This window comes from Paraburkholderia sp. BR10937, assembly GCF_040965695.1.
In the GTDB taxonomy this organism is placed as follows: Bacteria; Pseudomonadota; Gammaproteobacteria; order Burkholderiales; family Burkholderiaceae; genus Paraburkholderia.
This window is the reverse complement of sequence record NZ_JBFRCL010000040.1, coordinates 23,581-41,867: the sequence shown is the minus strand read 5'-3', so window position 1 is coordinate 41,867 and position 18,287 is coordinate 23,581. Positions and strand designations below refer to the sequence as shown.

Below are 18,287 nucleotides of genomic sequence, written 5' to 3'. Positions count from 1 at the left end.
CCGGGCGGCCACGCCACATCTGCGTTAGGATGGATCTGCCGGTGTGTGTCCTGCGTGTGGCATTACACGGTCGCGCCACAGGCATGTTGTATCCTTAACCCTCCGCAACAGCGCGCCCTGCCCCCAGCGGCAAAGGGCGCACCACCATGAACGACTCTTATCCCAGTCGACGCCAGACCGACAAACCGCAGGAAAAGCGCTCCCTACTCGAGCGGCTGACCGACTTCATCTCGCCCGAGCCCGACTCGCGCAGCGAGCTTCTCGAAATCCTCCAGGACGCGCACGCGCGCAACCTGATCGACGCCGATTCGCTTTCGATGATCGAAGGCGTGTTCCAGGTGTCCGAGCTTTGCGCGCGCGACATCATGATCCCTCGCGCCCAGATGGACGCGATCAACATCGCCGAAAGTCCTGACGAATTCATTCCGTTCGTGCTCGAGAAAGCGCACTCGCGCTACCCCGTGTACGACGGCAACCGCGACAACGTGATCGGCGTGCTGCTCGCGAAAGACCTGCTGCGCTACTACGCCGAAGAGGAATTCGACGTGCGCGGTATGCTGCGCCCGGCCGTGTTCATCCCCGAGTCCAAGCGCCTGAACGTGCTGCTGCACGACTTTCGCCAGAACCGCAATCACATCGCCATCGTCGTGGACGAATACGGCGGCGTGGCCGGGCTCATCACGATCGAGGACGTGCTGGAGCAGATCGTCGGCGACATCGAGGACGAGTACGACTTCGACGAGGAAAGCGGCAACATCATCGCCTCGCCCGACGGGCGGTTCCGCGTGCGCGCGCTCACCGAGATCGAGCAGTTCAACGAGGCGTTCGGCACCCATTACCCGGATGAAGAAGTCGATACGATCGGCGGCTTCGTCACGAATCACTTCGGGCACGTGCCGCATCGCGGGGAGAAGGTGCGCATCGATGACCTGATCTTCGAGGTGCTGCGCGCCGACGCGCGCCAGGTTCACATGCTGCTGGTGCGGCGCGACCCGCTGGCCGGCCAGCGCGAAGCTGCGCTGCAGCCGCCGGGCACCTGACGCAACGCGAGCGCGCCGCCTCTCGCGCAAACGACGCCAGCCTTCGGGCTGGCGTTTTTGCTTCGAGCGCGCCGACGCTTCGATCCGTCCCCAGGAGACCATCCCGGTACCGTCGCACGAAAGTGCTATCGTTGCGCTCGTCGCGCAATCCGCGCCCGCGCTTTTCAGCGCGCTTTCCATCGCATTCCACCGTACCGCATGGCCGAACCGATCGATACCCGCACGCACACCGAGACGCGCGCGAACGAAACCACCAACGGCGCCGCGCGCCGCGCGCTGCCCTTCTGGCACTATCTCGCTGCCGCCGCGCTGGGCGCGCTCAACACGCTGTCGTTCGCGCCCACGCCGCACGGCGGCTGGCTCGCCATTGCGATCTTTGCGCTGTTCTACGTCTGGCTCACGCGCACCACCGGCTGGAAGAGCGCGCTCTTCACGGGCTGGGCGTTCGGCTTCGGCAACTTCGTGAGCGGCGTCTGGTGGCTCTACGTGAGCATGCACTTCTACGGCGGCATGCCCGCGGTGCTCGCGGGCGCCGCGCTCGTGCTGTTCTCGCTTTACCTCGGTCTGTATCCGGCGCTCGCTGCACTCGTCTGGTCGTTTTGCGCGGGACACGCGAAGAACGGACGCAGCGGCGAATTGCCGTTCTCGCCCACGTGGCACGGCGCGTTCGCGTTCGCAAGCGCGTGGGCGCTCGGCGAATGGGCGCGCGGCTATGTGTTCACCGGCTTTCCCTGGCTTGCGAGCGGCTACGCGCAAGTGGACGGTCCGCTCGCCGGTTTTGCGCCGATCGTGGGCGTGTATGGCGTGGGCTGGGTGCTTGCGCTCGTCGCGGCGCTCATCGCGCAGGCGGTTTTGCGTGCAAGCGACGTGAAGCGGCGCGGCGCGGCGCCCCGGCGCGGTGCGGTGGCGACGCCGGCGCTGCTTGCTCTCGCCGTGATCGCCGCCGGCCTGCTGCTCTCGCTCGTCTCGTGGACGCAACCCTCCGGCACGCCACTCAACGTGCGGCTGCTGCAAGGCAACGTCAAGCAGGACATGAAGTTCTCCGAGCAGGGCATGATCGACGCGCTCAACGAGTTCCAGAAGCTGATTACCGAAAAGCCCGCCGATCTCGTCGTCACGCCCGAAACCGCGGTGCCGGTGCTCGTGCAGGAAATTCCCCAGAAGTTCGGGCGCGATGTCCGCGCCTTCGCCGACGGCACCAACACGGCCATCCTGTTCGGCGCAGTGGGCGGCACGATCACGTCCGATGGGCGCGTGATCGACTACACCAACAGCCTGTTCGGCATCACGCCGGGCCAGAACGGACTCTATCGCTACGACAAACATCACCTCGTGCCGTTCGGCGAATTCGTGCCCTGGGGCTTCCGCTGGTTCGTCAATCTCATGAACATCCCGCTCGGCGACTTCGCGCGCGGGGCGCCCGTGCAGCCGCCCTTCCGCGTGCACGGTGAGCTCGTGGCCGTGAACATCTGCTACGAGGACATCTTCGGCGAGGAAATCGCGCGCACCGTGCGCGAGAGCCCGACCTCGCCGGGCATCCTGATCAACTCGACGAACCTCGCGTGGTTCGGCGACACCATCGCGCTCGACCAGCACCTGCAGATCGCGCGCATGCGCTCGCTCGAAACCGGCCGCCCGATGCTGCGCGCGACCAATACGGGCGCCACCGCCGCCATCGACGCGAAAGGCCGCGTGATCGCGCGTTTGCCAACGTTCACGGTGGGCTCGCTCGACGTGAAGGTGGAAGGCACGAGCGGCTTCACGCCCTACGTGACGAGCGGCAACAATACGGTGATCGCCGTTTCGTTGCTGCTGCTGGCGCTCGGCTTCGCGTTCGGACCGGCCTTCAAGGGCGCGAAAGAGCGCAAGCCGGCGAACGAAAAATAAGCCGCGCGCAAAGCACACGCAACCTCGCGCCGACGACGCAACCATACCGCTGCCGGCCGCCCGAACCCCGTCCAGGTCTCAAGGCTCCGGCAATCCGGTAAAATTCGACGTTTTAGCACCTGGCCGCCTCACGGCCCGGGCCACGCAAGGGGAAGGGGCAAGGCTGAGCATCGCCGCCCCGCCGGCGCGCTCGCCTGGCTCCGGCCGCCGCATTCCGCCCCCGAAAGCCCGAAAGACACTGCAGGCACACATGCTCACGTTTCAGCAAATCATCCTGACGCTCCAGTCTTACTGGGACAAGCAGGGCTGCGCACTGCTCCAGCCGATCGACATGGAAGTCGGCGCCGGCACCTCGCACGTCCACACCTTCCTGCGCGCAATCGGCCCCGAGCCGTGGCGCGCGGCCTACGTGCAGCCTTCGCGCCGCCCGAAGGACGGCCGCTACGGCGAGAACCCGAACCGTCTGCAGCACTACTACCAGTACCAGGTGGTGCTCAAGCCCGCGCCGGAGAACATTCTCGACCTGTACCTCGGCTCGCTCGAGGCGCTCGGCTTCGACCTGAAGCAGAACGACGTGCGCTTCGTCGAAGACGACTGGGAGAACCCCACGCTCGGCGCCTGGGGCCTCGGCTGGGAAGTGTGGCTCAACGGCATGGAAGTCACGCAGTTCACCTACTTCCAGCAGGTGGGCGGCATCGACTGCAAGCCGGTGCTCGGCGAAATCACCTACGGTCTCGAGCGTCTCGCGATGTATCTGCAGAAGGTCGAGAACGTCTACGACCTCGTCTGGACCGAGTGGGAAGAGCAAGGCCCGAACGGCCCGGAAATGCGCCGCCTCACCTACGGCGACGTCTACCATCAGAACGAAGTCGAGCAATCGACCTACAACTTCGAGCACGCGAACGTCGACCTGCTGTTCACGTTTTTCAACGCGTACGAAGCCGAAGCGAAGCGCATGATCGATCTGCAGCTCGCGCTGCCCGCCTACGAACTCGTGCTCAAGGCCGGCCACACGTTCAACCTGCTCGACGCGCGCGGCGCGATCTCCGTGACGGAGCGTGCAGCGTACATCGGCCGCATTCGCGCGCTGTCGCGCAGCGTGGCGCAGTCGTACTACGAGTCGCGCGAAAAGCTCGGCTTCCCGATGCTCGGCAACCCCGTGCACGGCGTGCCAGGCCTCACCACCGACGAACAGGACGCCGCGATGCCCGCCTGGGCGCCGCCGCTGAAGGTCGAACGCAAGTTCGACGAGGCATGACCGGATCTCAAGAACAATGACGCAAGCTCATCACGCCACTCTCCTCGTCGAACTGCTGACCGAGGAACTGCCGCCGAAGGCCCTCGCGCGCCTGGGCGACGCGTTCGCCGAAGGCATCGCGCAGCGCCTCGCCGCGCGCGACCTGATCGAAGGCGATCTCTCGTTCGAACGTTACGCGACGCCGCGCCGCCTCGCCGTCACGATCAGGAACGTGCGCAGCGTCGCGCCCGAAAAGCAGGTGCGCGAAAAGGTGCTGCCCGTTTCGGTCGCGCTCGACGCCAACGGCCAGCCCACCGCGCCGCTCGCGAAGAAGCTCGCGGCGCTCGGCTTCCCCGATTTCCCCGTGAGCGACCTCGAGCGCGCGAGCGACGGCAAGAACGAAGCGTTCTTCCTGCGCTACTCGGCGCCGGGCGCCACGCTCGCCGACGGCCTGCAAGCCGTGCTCGACGAAGCGCTCGGCAAGCTGCCGATCCCGAAGGTCATGACCTACCAGCGTCCGGACGGCAGCAACGTGCAGTTCGTGCGTCCGGTGCATCGCCTCACGGTGCTGCACGGCGACCAGATCGTGCCGGTCACGGCATTCGGCGTCGACGCCGACGACACCACGCGCGGCCACCGCTTCCTCTCCGAAGGCCTGATCGCCATCCAGCACGCCGACGAGTACGCGCACACGCTCCAGCACAAGGGCTTCGTGATCGCGAGCTACGCCGATCGCCGCGAGTCGATCCGCGCGCAACTGATCGAACAGGCTGGCAGCGACAAGGTCGTCATGCCCGAGTCGCTGCTCGACGAAGTGAATTCGCTCGTCGAATGGCCGGTCGTGTACGCGTGCAAGTTCGAGGACGAATTCCTGCAAGTGCCGCAGGAATGCCTGATCCTCACGATGCAGACGAACCAGAAGTACTTCGCGCTCACCGACGACCAGGGGCGGCTGCGCTCGCGCTTCCTGATCGTCTCGAACATCGCGACGCAAACGCCCGACGAGATCGTCGAGGGCAACGAGCGCGTGGTGCGCCCGCGTCTGGCCGACGCGAAGTTCTTCTTCGAACAGGACAAGAAGAAGCCTCTCGCCGACCGTGTACCGCTGCTCGCGAACGTGGTGTATCACAACAAGCTCGGCTCGCAGCTGCAGCGCGTGGAGCGCCTCGAAGCGCTCGCCGGCCGGATCGCCTTGATGTGCAGCGCTGACATCGCGCTCGCGGAACGCGGCGCGCGCCTCGCGAAGGCCGACCTTTTGACCGACATGGTGGGCGAGTTCCCCGAGCTGCAAGGCACGATGGGCACCTACTACGCGCGCCACGACGGCGAGCCCGAAGAAGTGGCGATTGCGTGCTCCGAGCACTACCAGCCGCGCTTCTCCGGGGACGCCCTGCCCGCCACCACCACGGGCACGATCGTCGCGCTCGCGGACAAGCTGGAAACGCTCGTCGGCATCTGGGGCATCGGCCTCGCGCCGACAGGCGAAAAGGACCCGTTCGCGCTGCGCCGTCACGCGCTGGGCGTGCTGCGTATTCTCGTCGAGAAGCAGTTGCCGCTCGACCTCGTCGAGCTGCTGCGCACCACCTCCGCGCAATTTGCCGGCGTCGAGGCCGTGACGGAGTCGACCCAGGCCATCTACGAGTTCTGCATGGACCGCCTGCGCGGCATGCTGCGCGAACGCGGCTTCGCGGCCACCGAAGTGGACGCGGTGCTCGCGCTGAACCCCACGCGCTTCGACGACATCGTCTCGCGTCTCGACGCAGTGCGCGAATTCGCAGCGCTCGCGGAAGCGGCCTCGCTCGCGGCGGCCAACAAGCGCATCTCGAACATCCTCAAGAAGTCCGAGGGTGCGGAAGATGCCGGCGTGCAGATCGGCCTTTTCGTCGAATCCGCCGAGAAGGCGCTCTTCGCACAGCTCGAACAGGTCGCGCCGCGCGTGGAAACGCAACTCGCCGCACGCGAGTACACGGGCGCGCTCACCGCGCTCGCGGCGCTGCGCGAGACCGTGGACACGTTCTTCAACGACGTGATGGTCAACGCCGAAGACCCGGCGCTGCGGGCGAACCGCCTCGCGCTGCTCAAGGCGCTGCATCGCCAGATGAACAGCGTCGCGGACATCTCGCGGCTCGCTGCATAAGCGGAACTGAGCGAAACGCCATGCCGACCAGCACCACCAGAAAACTCGTGATCCTCGACCGCGACGGCGTGATCAACCTCGACTCCGACGCGTTCATCAAGTCGCCGGACGAATGGGTCGCGATACCCGGCAGCCTCGAAGCGATCGCGCGCCTGAACCAGGCGGGCTATCGCGTCGCGGTGGCGTCGAACCAGTCGGGCATCGGACGCGGACTGTTCGACATGGCCGCGCTCAACGCCATGCACGCGAAGATGCACCGCCAGGCGGCGGCCGTGGGCGGTCGCATCGACGCCGTGTTCTTCTGCCCGCACACGGCGCAGGACCATTGCGAGTGCCGCAAGCCGCAGCCGGGCATGCTCAAGATGATCGCGGAACGCTTCGAGATCGAACCGGCCGATACCCCGGTGGTGGGCGACTCGCTGCGCGACCTGCAGGCGGGCGCGGCGCTCGGCTTTCGCACGCACCTGGTGCGTTCGGGCAAGGGCGAGAAGACGCTCGCCGCGGGCGGTTTGCCCGAAGGCACGCTGATCCACGACGACCTGCGCGCTTTCGCGCTCGACTTTCTCGCGAACGTCCCTGCGTAAAGGCGCAGGCGGCACACGCGAACATTCAACCGGCTCGACCGATGCGCTTTCTCCGCTCCCTGCTGCTGTTCATCTACTTCATCGTCTACACGATGCCGTACGCGACGGCGTGCTTTATCGCGTTCCCGTTCCTGAACGCAACGCGGCGCTACTGGATGGCCGTGGGCTGGTGCCGCTCCACGCTGTTCGTTGCGCGCCACCTCAATGGCATTCGCTACCGCATCGAAGGCATGGAAAACCTGCCCAACGGGCCGGCCGTGCTGCTCGCGAAGCACCAGTCCGCATGGGAGACGCTGGCGTTCCCCGCGCTCATGCCGCGGCCGCTGTGCTACGTGTTCAAGCGCGAACTGCTGTTCGTGCCGTTCTTCGGCTGGGCGCTGGGCATGCTGAAGATGGTTCACATCAACCGCAAGGAAGGCAAGAACGCGTTCACCTCGGTGATCCGCCAGGGCAAGCAGCGCATGGCCGAAGGCGCATGGGTGATCATGTTCCCCGAAGGCACGCGCATCCCGGTGGGCAAGCAGGGCAAGTACAAGACCGGCGGCCCGCGCTTCGCCATCGAAACGGGCGCGCCCGTGGTGCCGATCGCGCACAACGCGGGCCACGTCTGGCCCCGAAACTCGTTCATCAAATATCCGGGTATAGTCACGGTGTCGATCGGCAAGCCGATCGAGACGACCGGACTCACGCCCGACGAAGTGAACACGCGCGTGGAAACGTGGATCGAAACGGAAATGCGGCGGATCGATCCTGAGGCATATCGCGAAACGGATGGCGCAGCGGCGAAAGCGGCACGGATTTGAGGCGCAGGGCGGGCTCAATCGCATCGCGCGAAGCGTCGTGGCGCGGATGTGGGCGCTGCTCGCCGCACGGCTTAGCGCGCCGCGCGACACGGCGCCAGCAGCCCCGCGCAAACGCCCCGCGAACGGCACACGTCCACGCCACGCACGCCCATCCGCACCAGGCCTGACGATGCAGAAGTCCCCCACGCCGCGCCCAAACGCGGCACTCGACAACCGGCAGCTCGACTTGCCGCTCTTTGCTGAACCGGCGCCTGTTGTGGCGCCTGATGCGTCCTCCCCCACTCTCACACCGCAGCCCGGAACTCCGCTGTCGCCCGAAAAGCCCGGCAAGGCACCGCTTGCGCCCGATGGCACGCGGCTGCGTACTGTCGTGCTCGGCGCGCGCACGCTGCACTACCGGCTCAAGCGCTCGTCGCGCAAGTCGATCGGGTTCGTGATCGATGGTACCGGGCTCAGCATCACGGCGCCCCGGTGGGTCACAATCGCTGATATCGAAACCGCTATCGCCGAGAAGCAGCGGTGGATCTTCGCCAAGATCGCCGAATGGCAGACGCGCACGGAGCAGCGCGCCTTGCCGCGCGTGGAATGGAGCGACGGGGCTGAACTGCCTTTTCTTGGCAAGCCGATTACGGTGAAGCTGGGGGCTTCTTTGCTCGCGTTCGATCACGAGACGCGCGTGCTTGCTTTGCCGCTGCCGCCTCACGCCGACGCGCAGCAGATCAAGGACCGCGTGACTGGGTGGCTGCAGGGTGAAGCGACGCGGATTTTTGGCGAGCGGCTCGAGGTGTATGCCGAGAAGCTTGGGGTTTCGTTCCGGTCTTATGCGCTTTCTTCGGCGGCGACGCGGTGGGGCAGCTGTTCAAGCGAAGGGAGGATTCGCTTGAACTGGCGGCTGATTCATTTTCCGCTCTCCGTTGTTGACTACGTGGTGGCGCATGAGCTCGCGCATTTGCGCGAGATGAATCACAGCCCGAGGTTCTGGCAGACGGTGGAGTCGATTTTTCCGGAATTTCGCGAGGCGAGGAAGCAGCTTAAGCAACATCCGCCGGAGATGGTGCCGGGGATGTGATATCCCCATTGCGAGTTCGCGAATTGAAGTTGAATTTCAATTCATTCGCAGTTCGAAGCAATTCACTGAAGAAGCAGGCTGGATTGCCAGCCTGTACTACCAACGTCCTTACTTCTTCCGCTGAATGAACTCGATCTTGTACCCATCCGGATCGGTCACGAACGCGATCACCGTAGTCCCATGCTTCATCGGGCCGGCTTCGCGCACCACGGTCCCACCCTGTTCCTTGATCTTCGCGCAGGCAGCGTAGGCATCCTCCACCTCGACCGCCAGATGGCCGAAGCCGGTCCCAAGATCGTACGAAGCGGTATCCCAGTTATGCGTCAGTTCGATCACGGTGCCGTCGCGCTCGTCCGTGTACCCGACGAAGGCCAGCGTGAACTTGCCATCGGGGTAGTCTTCGCGGCGCAGCAGTTTCATGCCGAGCAGTTCGGTATAGAACTTGATCGAGCGATCGAGGTCGCCGACCCGGATCATCGTGTGCAGCAGGCGCATGGTGTACTCCGTTTTGCCGTCGTCAAAAAACGGACTGTACCAAAAACACGCCGGCCCTGCCGGCGCCGGCAAGATACGCCGATTTGCTCTAGCATGGACGCCATCCCGAAATTGCCGCGGCAATTTCGCCAGCCAGGCGTAAGCAAACGCGCAAGCAACGAACATAAGGATCAAGGAGTAGACATGCGAATTCTGGTAGTCGGTGCGGGTGCCACGGGCGGCTATTTCGGCGGCCGGCTCGCCGCTGCGGGGCGTGACGTGACGTTTCTGGTACGCGAGGCGCGCGCCGCGCAACTGCGCGAAGCGGGGCTCGTCATCCGCAGTCCAGCGGGCGATCTGACGCTGCGCGACGTCAAGACCGTCACGCGCGAAGCGCTCGAGTCGCAAGGCGGCCAGCCGTTCGATCTCGTACTGCTGAGCTGCAAGGCCTACGACCTCGACAATGCCATCGATTCGTTCGCCGCAGCCGTCGGCCCGAACACGTTGATCCTGCCGCTGCTCAACGGCATGCGTCATCTCGAAGTCCTGCAGGCGCGCTTCGGTACGCAGGCGGTGCTGGGCGGTGTCTGCCTGATCGCGTCCACGCTCAACGACAAGCGCGAGATCGTGCATCTGAACGACGTGCAGGCCATCACGTTCGGCGAACTCGGCGGCGGCGTCTCGGCGCGCGTGCAAGCCGTGGCGGATCAGTTCGGCAATGCCGGCTTTCACGTCAAGGCGAGCGATCACATCCTTCAGGAGATGTGGGAGAAGTGGGTGTTCCTCGCGTCGCTCGCGGGCAGCACGTGTCTTTTCCGTGCGCCCATTGGCGTGATTCTCGCCACGCCCGACGGCGCCGCGATCATCGAGCGCCTGTTCGCCGAATGCCGCGCGATCGCAGCCGGCCACGGCCACGCCGTGCGCGACAGCTTCCTCGAGCGTTCGCGGGCGATGCTGTTCGCCAAGGGTTCGTCGCTCACCGCCTCGATGCTGCGCGACGTGCAGAACGGTTCGCGCATCGAGGCCGATCACGTGCTCGGCGACCTGATCCAGCGTGGCGGCGCGGCACAGCACGCGTCGAGCGAGCTTTCGGTGCTGCGCGTCGTCTACAGCCAGCTCAAGGCCTACGAGGCGCAGCGCGCCGAGGCGGCCTGAGCGACAGGCAGCGCGCCGGCAACGCGGCGCGCCACGCGCACATCACGCGCCGCCAGCCCCTTCCAGCGCCTGCGCGAGGCTCACATACTCCTCGACGGGCACTTCCTCGGCGCGGCGCGCCAGGTCGAAGCCCAGCGCGTCGAAGTCGAGGCGCTCGCGGTAATCGCTGAGCGTGTTGCGCAGCATCTTGCGGCGCTGTGAGAAGGCGGCCGTCACGAGTTCGCCGAGCATGGCGTCGTTCACCTTCGGCAGTTCGTGCGGCGCGTAGGGAATCATGCGCACGATCGCCGAATCCACCTTGGGCGGCGGCTGGAACGATTCGGGCGGCACGTCGATCAGCTTGTCGATCACATAGCGGTACTGGAGCATCACCGTGAGACGGCCGAACGCCTTGCTGCCCGGCTCCGCCACCATGCGCTCGACCACTTCGTTCTGCAGCATGAAGTGCTGGTCGATCACGCGCCCGGCGAACGTGGTGAGGTGAAACAGCAGCGGGCTCGAAATGTTGTACGGCAGGTTGCCGACAATGCGCAGCGAGGGCTTCTCGCCCGGCGCCGCGAGCGCGCCGAAGTCGAACGCGAGCGCGTCGCCCGCGTGGAGTTCGAGCAGCGGGCCGAACTTCTTCGTGAGGCGCGCGATCAGGTCGCGGTCCAGCTCGACCGCGTGCAGCGGCGATTCAGGCGTGGCGAGCCGTTCGATGAGCGGCTCGGTGAGCGCGCCGAGACCCGGCCCGATTTCGACCATGCGCTCGCCGCGCTGCGGGCGGATGACGTCGACGATCGAATCGATCACGCCCGTGTCGACGAGGAAGTTCTGGCCGAAGCGCTTGCGCGCGAAGTGGCCCTGGTGCTGTCTGCTGCTATTGGACATCTTCTCTGGAATCAATCAGATGGCGCGCCGGTGGCGCGCCATCGAAACGGCGGTGTCGAGGGCGGCGATCAGGCTCCCCGCGTCCGCGCGGCCAGTGCCGGCGAGGTCGAGCGCGGTGCCATGATCGACCGAGGTGCGCACGATCGGCAAGCCGAGCGTGACGTTGATGCCTTCGCCGAACGTCGCGTATTTCAGGACCGGCAGGCCCTGGTCGTGGAACATCGCCAGCACGCAGTCCGCGTCCTTGAGGTAGCGCGGCTGGAACAGCGTGTCGGCGGGGTACGGGCCGCGCGCGTCGATGCCTTGCGCAGCGGCGGCGGCCAGCGCCGGCGAAATCGTGTCGATTTCCTCGCGCCCCAGGTAGCCATTCTCGCCCGCATGCGGGTTGAGGCCGGTCACGAGGATGCGCGGCAGCGGCACGCCGAAATGATGGCGCAGGTCATGATCGATGATGCCAAGGGTTTCGACGAGCCCCTCGACGGTGAGCGCCGCCGACACGTCTTTGAGCGGCAAATGCGTCGTGGCGAGCGCCACGCGCAGCGGGCGCGCGCCGGTGCCCGCCAGCATCATGACCACGCGCGGCGTGTGCGTGCGTTCGGCGAGGTATTCGGTGTGGCCGGTGAACGGCACGCCAGCGTCGTTGATGGTGCTCTTTTGCAGCGGCGCGGTGACGATGGCGTCGAACTCGCCGGCCAGTGCGCCGTCGATGGCGCGGTCGAGCAGCGCCAGCACATAGCGGCCGTTGGCGGCGTCGAGCTTGCCGGGCCTGGCGGGCGTGGCGAGCGCCACATGCTCGACCTGCACCGGCTGGTTTGCCAGCAACGCGGCCCAGTCGACGCTCGCGGCCTGCGCGCGCGCTTCGAGCAGCGCACTGTCGCCGAGCACGACGAACTGCGCGTCGGGCCAGTGCGCCGAGGCGCCCGCCAGCGCGGCGGCGGTCAGCTCGGGGCCGACGCCGGCCGGCTCACCCGTGGTGATGGCAATGCGGATCGGCCCCGCCCTCCGCGGAGCCGGCGACGACGATGCGGAGGCGTTCATGGCTCGATCCCTTGATGACTCTTAGTTGTGCGGCGGCGTCATGCCGGCGATCTTGTAATCGACGTAGGCACTGTCGCGCAGCTGACGCAGCCAGTCGGCGTAGGCCTGCTCCGCCTTGCGCTGGCCGATGGCCTGGCGCGCGAGTTCCATTTGCTGCGCGATCGAGCCTTCGGCGTCGCGGCGGCCCAGCACCTGGATCAGGTGGTAGCCGTACTCGGTGCGCACCGGCTCGCTCAGCTGGCCGTCCTGCAGCGTATTCATGGCGCGCTCGAATTCAGGCACGGTCTCACCCGGGCTGATCCAGCCGAGGTCGCCGCCCTGCGAGGCCGAGCCGTCCTGCGAATAGGTGCGCGCGAACTTTGCGAAGTCGCCGCCCGCCGCGATTTCCTGGCGGATTTCGAGCAGCTTCTGGCGCGCCTGGGGCTCGGACATGCCGTCGCCCACGCGCAGCAGGATGTGGCGCACGTGCGTTTGCACGAGCTTGGGCGCGTCGGCGGCCGTGCCCTGGCCCTGGCGGCGCTCGACGAGGCGCACGACCTCGAAGCCGTCGTTGGTGCGGATCACCGAGGGGTTCACCTCGCCCGGACGCAGCGTGGAAGCGGCGGTCACGAATTCGGGCGGCAGCTTCGACTGCGGCAGGAAGCCCATGTCGCCGCCCTTGCCCGCGTCGCTCGCCTGCGAGTTCGACTTCGCGAGGCTCTCGAACTTGCTACCCGACTGCGCTTCCTTGAGCAGCGCATTGGCCTTCGCCTGCGCGGCTTCGATGTCGGTTTCCGAGGCGTTCAGCGGCGCCTTGATGAAGATGTGCTGGAAGTGCAGGTCGCTCGACTGGCCCGCGTTCGGTCCGCGCTGGCTCGCGATGTAGTTCGCGACTTCGGCGTCGGACACCGTGACCTTGCTGTCCACTTCCTTCTCGCGCAGCTTCGAGAGCGTGAGCTCCGTACGTGCGTCGCGCGTGAACGTGGTCCAGGGCACGCCGGCCGCCTCGATGCGCGCGCGATAGGTGGCGAGATCCATACCGTTGGCCTGGGCGAGGCGCTCCAGCGTGCGCTGCACGGCGGCGTCGTCGACGGTGATGCCGTCTTCCTTGGCCTTCTGGAGCTGAATGCGCTCGAGCACCATCTGGTTGAGCACCTGCGCGCGCAACTGCTCGTCGGGCGGAACCGGCGCGTTCTGCTGCTGCAGCCGGTGAGCAATCATTTCGGCGCGGCTGTCGAGCTCGCGCTGCGTGATCACGCCGTCATTGACGACTGCGGCGATCGTGTCGACCGTCTGGCCGTTGCCAGCCGGGAGACCTTGAGCTTGCGCCGGCGCGGCCGGCAACACGCCTGCAACGGCGAAGAGACTCGCAGCGTACGCTGCCAGGCGAAGCTTTTTCATGATTCCCACAGATACTCCAATGTTGGCGGGCACGCTTCGCCCGTCTCTATGCAACCGACACCGCGTTGCCCCGAGGCGCAAGCAAAGCGCTCCGGATCACGCGTTATTGATAATCAGTGAAGCGCGAGTCCGGCGGCGCCTGACCCGGCAGCTGCGTGTACCCCGGCACTGCCGTGCGGAACGCCGCCACCAGCCCGTTGTCGACGTTCGACAGTCCCTTGAGCGTAAGCTGCGCGAGAAACCGCGTTGACGAATTCGGCGTGCCCGACGTATTGAGCCCGTTCGCGTAACGCTGCAGGCCGACCCCGAGCACCCAGCAGTCGGCGTCGTACTGCATGCCGACCAGGCCGTCGACGATCCGATGGCCGTTCAGATCGTAGTTGAAGCGGCCCACGGCGTACACCCGGTGCGAGAACGGCCATTGAGCCGAGATCAGAACCTGATTGATCGGCTGGAAGTCGAGCGTCGTGTTCGCGCGCGTGTAGCGGTAGGCCACGTTCAGCACGCGGCTCGTTCCCGGGCTGTACCCGAAACCGATGCTCGCCTTGGTGAGCTGGTTGCTGTCGGCATTATATTGGAACGCCGTTTCCGAAGCGAAACCGGCCCCGATTTTCAGGGCGGCGCCCGCAATCAGGTCCGAATGCGTCGCCTGACTCGTGCTTTCGCCCGAGTTGAGCGTGACGCGCTGATCCTGGAAGTAGTACTGCTGCGCGATCACGAAACGCGCGCGCTCGTCGCCCGAAGCCGGGTCGATGAAGCGCGTGGTCAGCGCGGCCGTCAGGCGGTTCGCGTCGGCGATGCGGTCGTTGCCGACGAAGGTGTTCGGCGTGAAGATTTCCGCGAGGCCGAAGTCCGACTCGGCGGTATCGAAAAGGGGCGCGAACTGCTGGTTGCGGTACGGCGTGTACACGTAGTACAGGCGCGGTTCCAGTGTCTGGATGTAATCCTGACCGAACAGGTGGACCGAGCGGTCGAATACGAGGCCCGTGTCGAAACTGAAGGTCGGGATCGATTCGGTGAAGCTCTTCGGCGTGCCGACCGGCGAGCCGAAGGTCGTGCCCGCCGGGCCGATGTTGCTCAGGTTGTACGACGCGAAGTGCCACTGTACCTTCGGCGTGACGAAGTAACCCGGACCCATCAGGGAGTACGACACGTACGGGTTGAAGACGACGCGGTCGCCTTCGGTCGCATTGTCTTCCGTGATGCGGAAGCGCGAGTAGTCGGCTTCCATGCCGTAGTCGAAGCCGCCGACGTTGTACTTCGCGTACTTCACGTTCAACTGCGGCTCACGGCCATAGGGCGGCGTCGACGACTCGACCGTCTGCCAGTGCTGGTAGCGGCCCAGCACGGACCACGGCCCGTTGTTGTACGTGAGGCCGGCTTCCTGCTGGTACAGCGTCTGCGTACCGTTCAGGAACTGGTTGGCCGGCGACGACAGGTCCGACGGATAGGTGTTGTCCGAGACCTTGTTGTAGTAGACGTAACCGCCGAACCCGTTGCCGAAGTTCTGGTTGTGCTGGATGAACAGCGCGTAGCGGTTCGTCTTCGTAATCGCGTCGTCCGGCAGGAAGGTCCCGGTGATCGAGCCCGAGTAATTCGTCGAGAGATACCGGTAGTTGCCCTGCAGGAACACGCCGCGCTTCGAGATGATCTCGGGCGTGAACGTGAAGTCGCGGTTCGGCGCGATGTTGAAGTAATACGGCAGCGAGATTTCGTAGCCGTTCGTCGAGCTGACCGAGAACGTCGGCGGCAGCAGGCCGCTGCGGCGGTCGCCCGAAAGCGGGAACGACAGCCACGGGCTCGCGAAGATCGGCACGTCCTGGAAGAACAGCACGGCGTTGTGCGCGACGCCTTCGTCGCTGCCGGTGTCGAAATCGAACTCGCTGCCCTTGATGTACCAGGCCGGATTGGTCGAGCAGTGGCACGCGGTGTAGGTGCCGGTCGTGAGCACCGAGCGCTCGCTGTCCAGCAGGTCGGCGCGCGCGGCGCTGCCCGAGCCGCCCGTGAGCGTGAAATGGTACTTCGGCGCGGGCATGAAGCCCTCGTTCGCCTCGACCTTCAGATGCGCCTCGGGCCCCGAGAACGTCGTGCCGTTCTGCACGACCGTGACATTGCCGTAGGCATTGGCCATGTCGGTGTCCTGGTCGTAGTGCAGGGCGTCGCCCTTCACCACGTTCGAACCCTGACGCAGCTCGGACGCGCCTTTCACGGCGAGGTCGGTGTCCACCGTGCCCGTCGTCGAATCGCCGAGCACGAACGTCGCCGGGTGCTGGCCGGACGCATTGGGATGATCCTCGAGTTGCGGCGCGAGCCGCAGGCTCCACGGGCCGTCGAGCTGCTCGGGCTGCGCGGCCGCGCCCGAGAGCTGGGCGTGCGCGAGCGCGGGCACCAGACCCGGTACGGCCAGGAGTGCCGCGATGAGCCGCCGCTTGCCCGGCACGCCGTCGTCACTAGGGGAGATCGTCTGGAAAAACTGTCTGGGCGGCATGTATGGTTTTGGCGAATCGGCCCGGCCGCCTGCCCTCTCCATGATGGTGGCCCGCCTGGGCACCCGCCTCCCGATGAACCGGATCGAGGCCGGGCTGCAAACAAATAATTACAATTCATCGCCCCCCTGGAGCGACGATGAATGCGGCGAGCGAACCGTCATGCGGGCTTTGGCGCGAGTCGCGTCAAAAAAGTCGTGGGGTATTATATGGCAAGACGTTGATCCACTGATTTTGCCTCTGGCTTTCATGACCTTTTCTGCCGCGCATTCTCCCGCCGCTGCCCCTGGCGCCTCTCCGACCGACAATCGCCGCGACCTGCTCGCCGCCTGGCTCGGCAGCCACGCCGGCCAGTACGCCCTCGACCTCGCAACGCTCGCCCCGGCCTCGGCCGACGCGAGCTTTCGGCGCTATTTCCGCCTCGCGAGTGCGGGCGCGCACGGCGCGTCGCTGATCGCCGTCGACGCCCCGCCGCCCGAAAAAAGCCGCGAATTCGCCCAGATCGCACAGCTGCTCGAGGCGGCCGGCGTACACGTGCCGCGCGTGCTCGAAGCCGATTTCGACGCGGGCTTCATGCTCGTGACCGATCTCGGCACCGCGCCCTACCTGAATGCGCTGCAGGAAGCCGGCCCGGGCGCGCGCTCGCGCGAACTGATGCGCCACGCCATCGACGCGCTGATCCGCTGGCAGCTCAGTTCGCGGCCGGGCGTGCTGCCGGAGTTCGACGAAGCTTTCATGCGCCGCGAGATGGAGCTGATGCCCGAGTGGTATCTGGAGCGCCATCTTGGCCGCAAGGTGGACGAAGCCACGCGCGGCGTGCTCGAGCGCACCTTCGCCCTGCTCGTGGCGAGCGCCCGCGCGCAGCCGCAAAGCTTCATGCTGCGCGATTTCATGCCCCGCAACCTGATGATCGCCACGCCCAACCCCGGCGTGCTCGACTTCCAGGACGCCGTGTACGGCCCGATCACCTACGATGTCGTCTCGCTGCTGCGCGACGCGTTCCTGAGCTGGGACGAGGAGTTCGAACTCGACTGCTTCGCGCACTACTGGGAGCGCGCGAAGAAGGCGGGACTGCCCGTCGATGCCGACTTCGGCGAGTTCTACCGCCAGCTCGAGTGGATGGGACTGCAGCGCCACATCAAGGTGCTTGGCCTGTTCTGCCGCATCAACTATCGCGACGCCAAACCGCATTACATGGCCGACCTGCCGCGCTTTCTCGCCTACGCGAGCAAGGTCGCGCACCGCTACCGCCCGCTCGCGCCGTTCGCGCGGCTCATCGACGAGCTGCAGGGCAGCGCCGTCGAAGTCGCTTACACCTTCTGAAACGGGCCGTCATGACCCAATCGAATCACACGCCGGCCACGGCGGGCCACGGCCGCACCGCCATGATCTTCGCCGCCGGACGCGGCGAGCGCATGCGCCCGCTCACCGACACCTGCCCGAAGCCGCTCCTCGCCGTGGGCGGCAAACCGCTCGTCGTGTGGCAGATCGAGCGGCTCGCCGCGGCGGGCTACACGCGCATTGTCATCAATCACGCATGGCTCGGCGCGCAGATCGAAGCCGCGCTCGGCGACGGCGCGCGCTTTGGCGTGACGCTCCACTACTCGCCCGAGCACGACGCGCTCGAAACGGCGGGCGGCATTGCCCACGCGCTGCCGCTCATCGAGTCGATGGGCACGCCCGAGGTGTTCCTCGCGGTGAGCGGCGACGTCTACAGCGCTTACGATTTCGCGCGCCTGAACACGCACGCGCAAGCGCTCGCGGCGCAAGCGCAGCCGGGTATGCATCTCGTGATGGTGCCGAACCCGCCGTTCCACCCGAAGGGCGACTTCGCGCTGGGCGCCGACGGCCGACTCGCGCTCGACGGCGCGCCGCGCTACACGTTCGGCAATATCGGCCTCTATGACACGCGCATGTTCCGCGATCTCGCTCCCGGCACGAAGCGCGCGCTCACGCCGTACTATCGCGAGGCGATTGCGCAAGGACGCGTGAGCGGCGAGCTATACGAAGGCGTCTGGGAAAACGTCGGCACGCCCGCGCAGCTCGAAGCGCTCGACGCCGCGCTGCGCAATTCGACCCGCGCGCATCACGGCTGAAACCCGCGACGCAAAGCGTCGTGCCAACGCC

The 18,287-nt window shown here is 66.2% G+C and carries 15 protein-coding genes; 10 read left to right on the top strand and 5 right to left on the bottom strand.

Annotation, left to right across the window (positions count from 1 at the left end; all coding sequences use genetic code 11):
- Window positions 1-146 precede the first annotated feature (146 nt).
- The 7 genes from AB4Y44_RS28330 to AB4Y44_RS28300 all read left to right on the top strand — a co-directional run bounded on the left by AB4Y44_RS28330 (window position 147) and on the right by AB4Y44_RS28300 (window position 8,757).
- Window positions 147-1,040 carry an HlyC/CorC family transporter gene (locus AB4Y44_RS28330; RefSeq protein ID WP_324155991.1) on the top strand — a complete coding sequence of 298 codons (894 nt, stop codon included), beginning with the start codon at window positions 147-149 and terminating at the stop codon, window positions 1,038-1,040.
- A 198-nt stretch (window positions 1,041-1,238) separates the two neighbouring features.
- Window positions 1,239-2,927, top strand: a complete 1,689-nt coding sequence (gene lnt / locus AB4Y44_RS28325; protein WP_368701459.1) for an apolipoprotein N-acyltransferase — start codon at window positions 1,239-1,241, stop codon at window positions 2,925-2,927.
- Between the two features lie 250 nt (window positions 2,928-3,177).
- On the top strand, window positions 3,178-4,185 hold the full coding sequence (gene glyQ, locus AB4Y44_RS28320; RefSeq protein WP_342921223.1) for a glycine--tRNA ligase subunit alpha: 1,008 nt from the start codon (window positions 3,178-3,180) through the stop codon (window positions 4,183-4,185).
- A 16-nt stretch (window positions 4,186-4,201) separates the two neighbouring features.
- Window positions 4,202-6,301, top strand: coding sequence for a glycine--tRNA ligase subunit beta (gene glyS / locus AB4Y44_RS28315; RefSeq protein WP_368701458.1), 2,100 nt, complete (start codon window positions 4,202-4,204; stop codon window positions 6,299-6,301).
- A 20-nt stretch (window positions 6,302-6,321) separates the two neighbouring features.
- Complete coding sequence (gene gmhB / locus AB4Y44_RS28310; RefSeq protein ID WP_342921225.1) at window positions 6,322-6,885, top strand: D-glycero-beta-D-manno-heptose 1,7-bisphosphate 7-phosphatase; 564 nt, start codon at window positions 6,322-6,324, stop codon at window positions 6,883-6,885.
- A gap of 41 nt (window positions 6,886-6,926) precedes the next feature.
- Entirely contained in the window at window positions 6,927-7,688 is a 762-nt protein-coding gene (locus tag AB4Y44_RS28305) for a lysophospholipid acyltransferase family protein (protein WP_342921226.1), read from the top strand.
- 169 nt (window positions 7,689-7,857) lie between these two features.
- Window positions 7,858-8,757, top strand: a complete 900-nt coding sequence (locus AB4Y44_RS28300; protein WP_342921257.1) for a SprT family zinc-dependent metalloprotease — start codon at window positions 7,858-7,860, stop codon at window positions 8,755-8,757.
- A 108-nt stretch (window positions 8,758-8,865) separates the two neighbouring features.
- On the opposite strand, the gene gloA is transcribed toward AB4Y44_RS28300, so the two are convergent.
- Window positions 8,866-9,252 carry a lactoylglutathione lyase gene (gene gloA, locus AB4Y44_RS28295; protein ID WP_110855180.1) on the bottom strand — a complete coding sequence of 129 codons (387 nt, stop codon included), beginning with the start codon at window positions 9,250-9,252 and terminating at the stop codon, window positions 8,866-8,868.
- Window positions 9,253-9,435: 183 nt separating this feature from the next.
- Between gloA and panE the strand changes: the two genes are divergently transcribed.
- Window positions 9,436-10,386 carry a 2-dehydropantoate 2-reductase gene (panE, locus tag AB4Y44_RS28290; RefSeq protein WP_342921227.1) on the top strand — a complete coding sequence of 317 codons (951 nt, stop codon included), beginning with the start codon at window positions 9,436-9,438 and terminating at the stop codon, window positions 10,384-10,386.
- Window positions 10,387-10,428: 42 nt separating this feature from the next.
- On the opposite strand, the gene rsmA is transcribed toward panE, so the two are convergent.
- The 4 genes from rsmA to AB4Y44_RS28270 all read right to left on the bottom strand — a co-directional run bounded on the left by rsmA (window position 10,429) and on the right by AB4Y44_RS28270 (window position 16,162).
- The gene (gene rsmA, locus AB4Y44_RS28285) at window positions 10,429-11,256 is read right to left on the bottom strand and encodes a 16S rRNA (adenine(1518)-N(6)/adenine(1519)-N(6))-dimethyltransferase RsmA (protein WP_342921228.1); all 828 of its coding nucleotides are present in this window, start codon (window positions 11,254-11,256) and stop codon (window positions 10,429-10,431) included.
- 15 nt (window positions 11,257-11,271) lie between these two features.
- Complete coding sequence (gene pdxA, locus AB4Y44_RS28280; protein ID WP_342921229.1) at window positions 11,272-12,294, bottom strand: 4-hydroxythreonine-4-phosphate dehydrogenase PdxA; 1,023 nt, start codon at window positions 12,292-12,294, stop codon at window positions 11,272-11,274.
- A gap of 21 nt (window positions 12,295-12,315) precedes the next feature.
- Window positions 12,316-13,683 (bottom strand): peptidylprolyl isomerase, encoded by a 1,368-nt coding sequence (locus AB4Y44_RS28275; RefSeq protein WP_342921230.1) that lies wholly within the window; start codon window positions 13,681-13,683, stop codon window positions 12,316-12,318.
- A gap of 94 nt (window positions 13,684-13,777) precedes the next feature.
- On the bottom strand, window positions 13,778-16,162 hold the full coding sequence (locus AB4Y44_RS28270) for an LPS-assembly protein LptD (protein ID WP_342921231.1): 2,385 nt from the start codon (window positions 16,160-16,162) through the stop codon (window positions 13,778-13,780).
- Between the two features lie 247 nt (window positions 16,163-16,409).
- Here AB4Y44_RS28270 and AB4Y44_RS28265 point away from each other — a divergent pair, with 247 nt between their 5' ends.
- Together AB4Y44_RS28265 and murU are read left to right on the top strand one after the other, a co-directional pair.
- Window positions 16,410-17,483 (top strand): aminoglycoside phosphotransferase family protein, encoded by a 1,074-nt coding sequence (locus tag AB4Y44_RS28265; RefSeq protein ID WP_368701457.1) that lies wholly within the window; start codon window positions 16,410-16,412, stop codon window positions 17,481-17,483.
- A 62-nt stretch (window positions 17,484-17,545) separates the two neighbouring features.
- Complete coding sequence (murU, locus tag AB4Y44_RS28260) at window positions 17,546-18,256, top strand: N-acetylmuramate alpha-1-phosphate uridylyltransferase MurU (protein ID WP_342921258.1); 711 nt, start codon at window positions 17,546-17,548, stop codon at window positions 18,254-18,256.
- The last annotated feature ends 31 nt before the right edge of the window (window positions 18,257-18,287 follow it).

Excerpts from the sequence above, each read along its gene's own strand:
- panE (WP_342921227.1), top strand. The coding sequence starts at position 9,436 with ATGCGAATTCTGGTAGTCGGTGCGGGTGCCACGGGCGGCTATTTCGGC.
- gloA (WP_110855180.1), bottom strand. The coding sequence starts at position 9,252 with ATGCGCCTGCTGCACACGATGATCCGGGTCGGCGACCTCGATCGCTCG.
- gmhB (WP_342921225.1), top strand. The coding sequence starts at position 6,322 with ATGCCGACCAGCACCACCAGAAAACTCGTGATCCTCGACCGCGACGGC.
- pdxA (WP_342921229.1), bottom strand. The coding sequence starts at position 12,294 with ATGAACGCCTCCGCATCGTCGTCGCCGGCTCCGCGGAGGGCGGGGCCG.
- rsmA (WP_342921228.1), bottom strand. The coding sequence starts at position 11,256 with ATGTCCAATAGCAGCAGACAGCACCAGGGCCACTTCGCGCGCAAGCGC.
- glyQ (WP_342921223.1), top strand. The coding sequence starts at position 3,178 with ATGCTCACGTTTCAGCAAATCATCCTGACGCTCCAGTCTTACTGGGAC.
- lnt (WP_368701459.1), top strand. The coding sequence starts at position 1,239 with ATGGCCGAACCGATCGATACCCGCACGCACACCGAGACGCGCGCGAAC.
- AB4Y44_RS28305 (WP_342921226.1), top strand. The coding sequence starts at position 6,927 with ATGCGCTTTCTCCGCTCCCTGCTGCTGTTCATCTACTTCATCGTCTAC.
- AB4Y44_RS28265 (WP_368701457.1), top strand. The coding sequence starts at position 16,410 with ATGACCTTTTCTGCCGCGCATTCTCCCGCCGCTGCCCCTGGCGCCTCT.
- AB4Y44_RS28300 (WP_342921257.1), top strand. The coding sequence starts at position 7,858 with ATGCAGAAGTCCCCCACGCCGCGCCCAAACGCGGCACTCGACAACCGG.
- murU (WP_342921258.1), top strand. The coding sequence starts at position 17,546 with ATGATCTTCGCCGCCGGACGCGGCGAGCGCATGCGCCCGCTCACCGAC.
- glyS (WP_368701458.1), top strand. The coding sequence starts at position 4,202 with ATGACGCAAGCTCATCACGCCACTCTCCTCGTCGAACTGCTGACCGAG.
- AB4Y44_RS28330 (WP_324155991.1), top strand. The coding sequence starts at position 147 with ATGAACGACTCTTATCCCAGTCGACGCCAGACCGACAAACCGCAGGAA.
- AB4Y44_RS28270 (WP_342921231.1), bottom strand. The coding sequence starts at position 16,162 with ATGCCGCCCAGACAGTTTTTCCAGACGATCTCCCCTAGTGACGACGGC.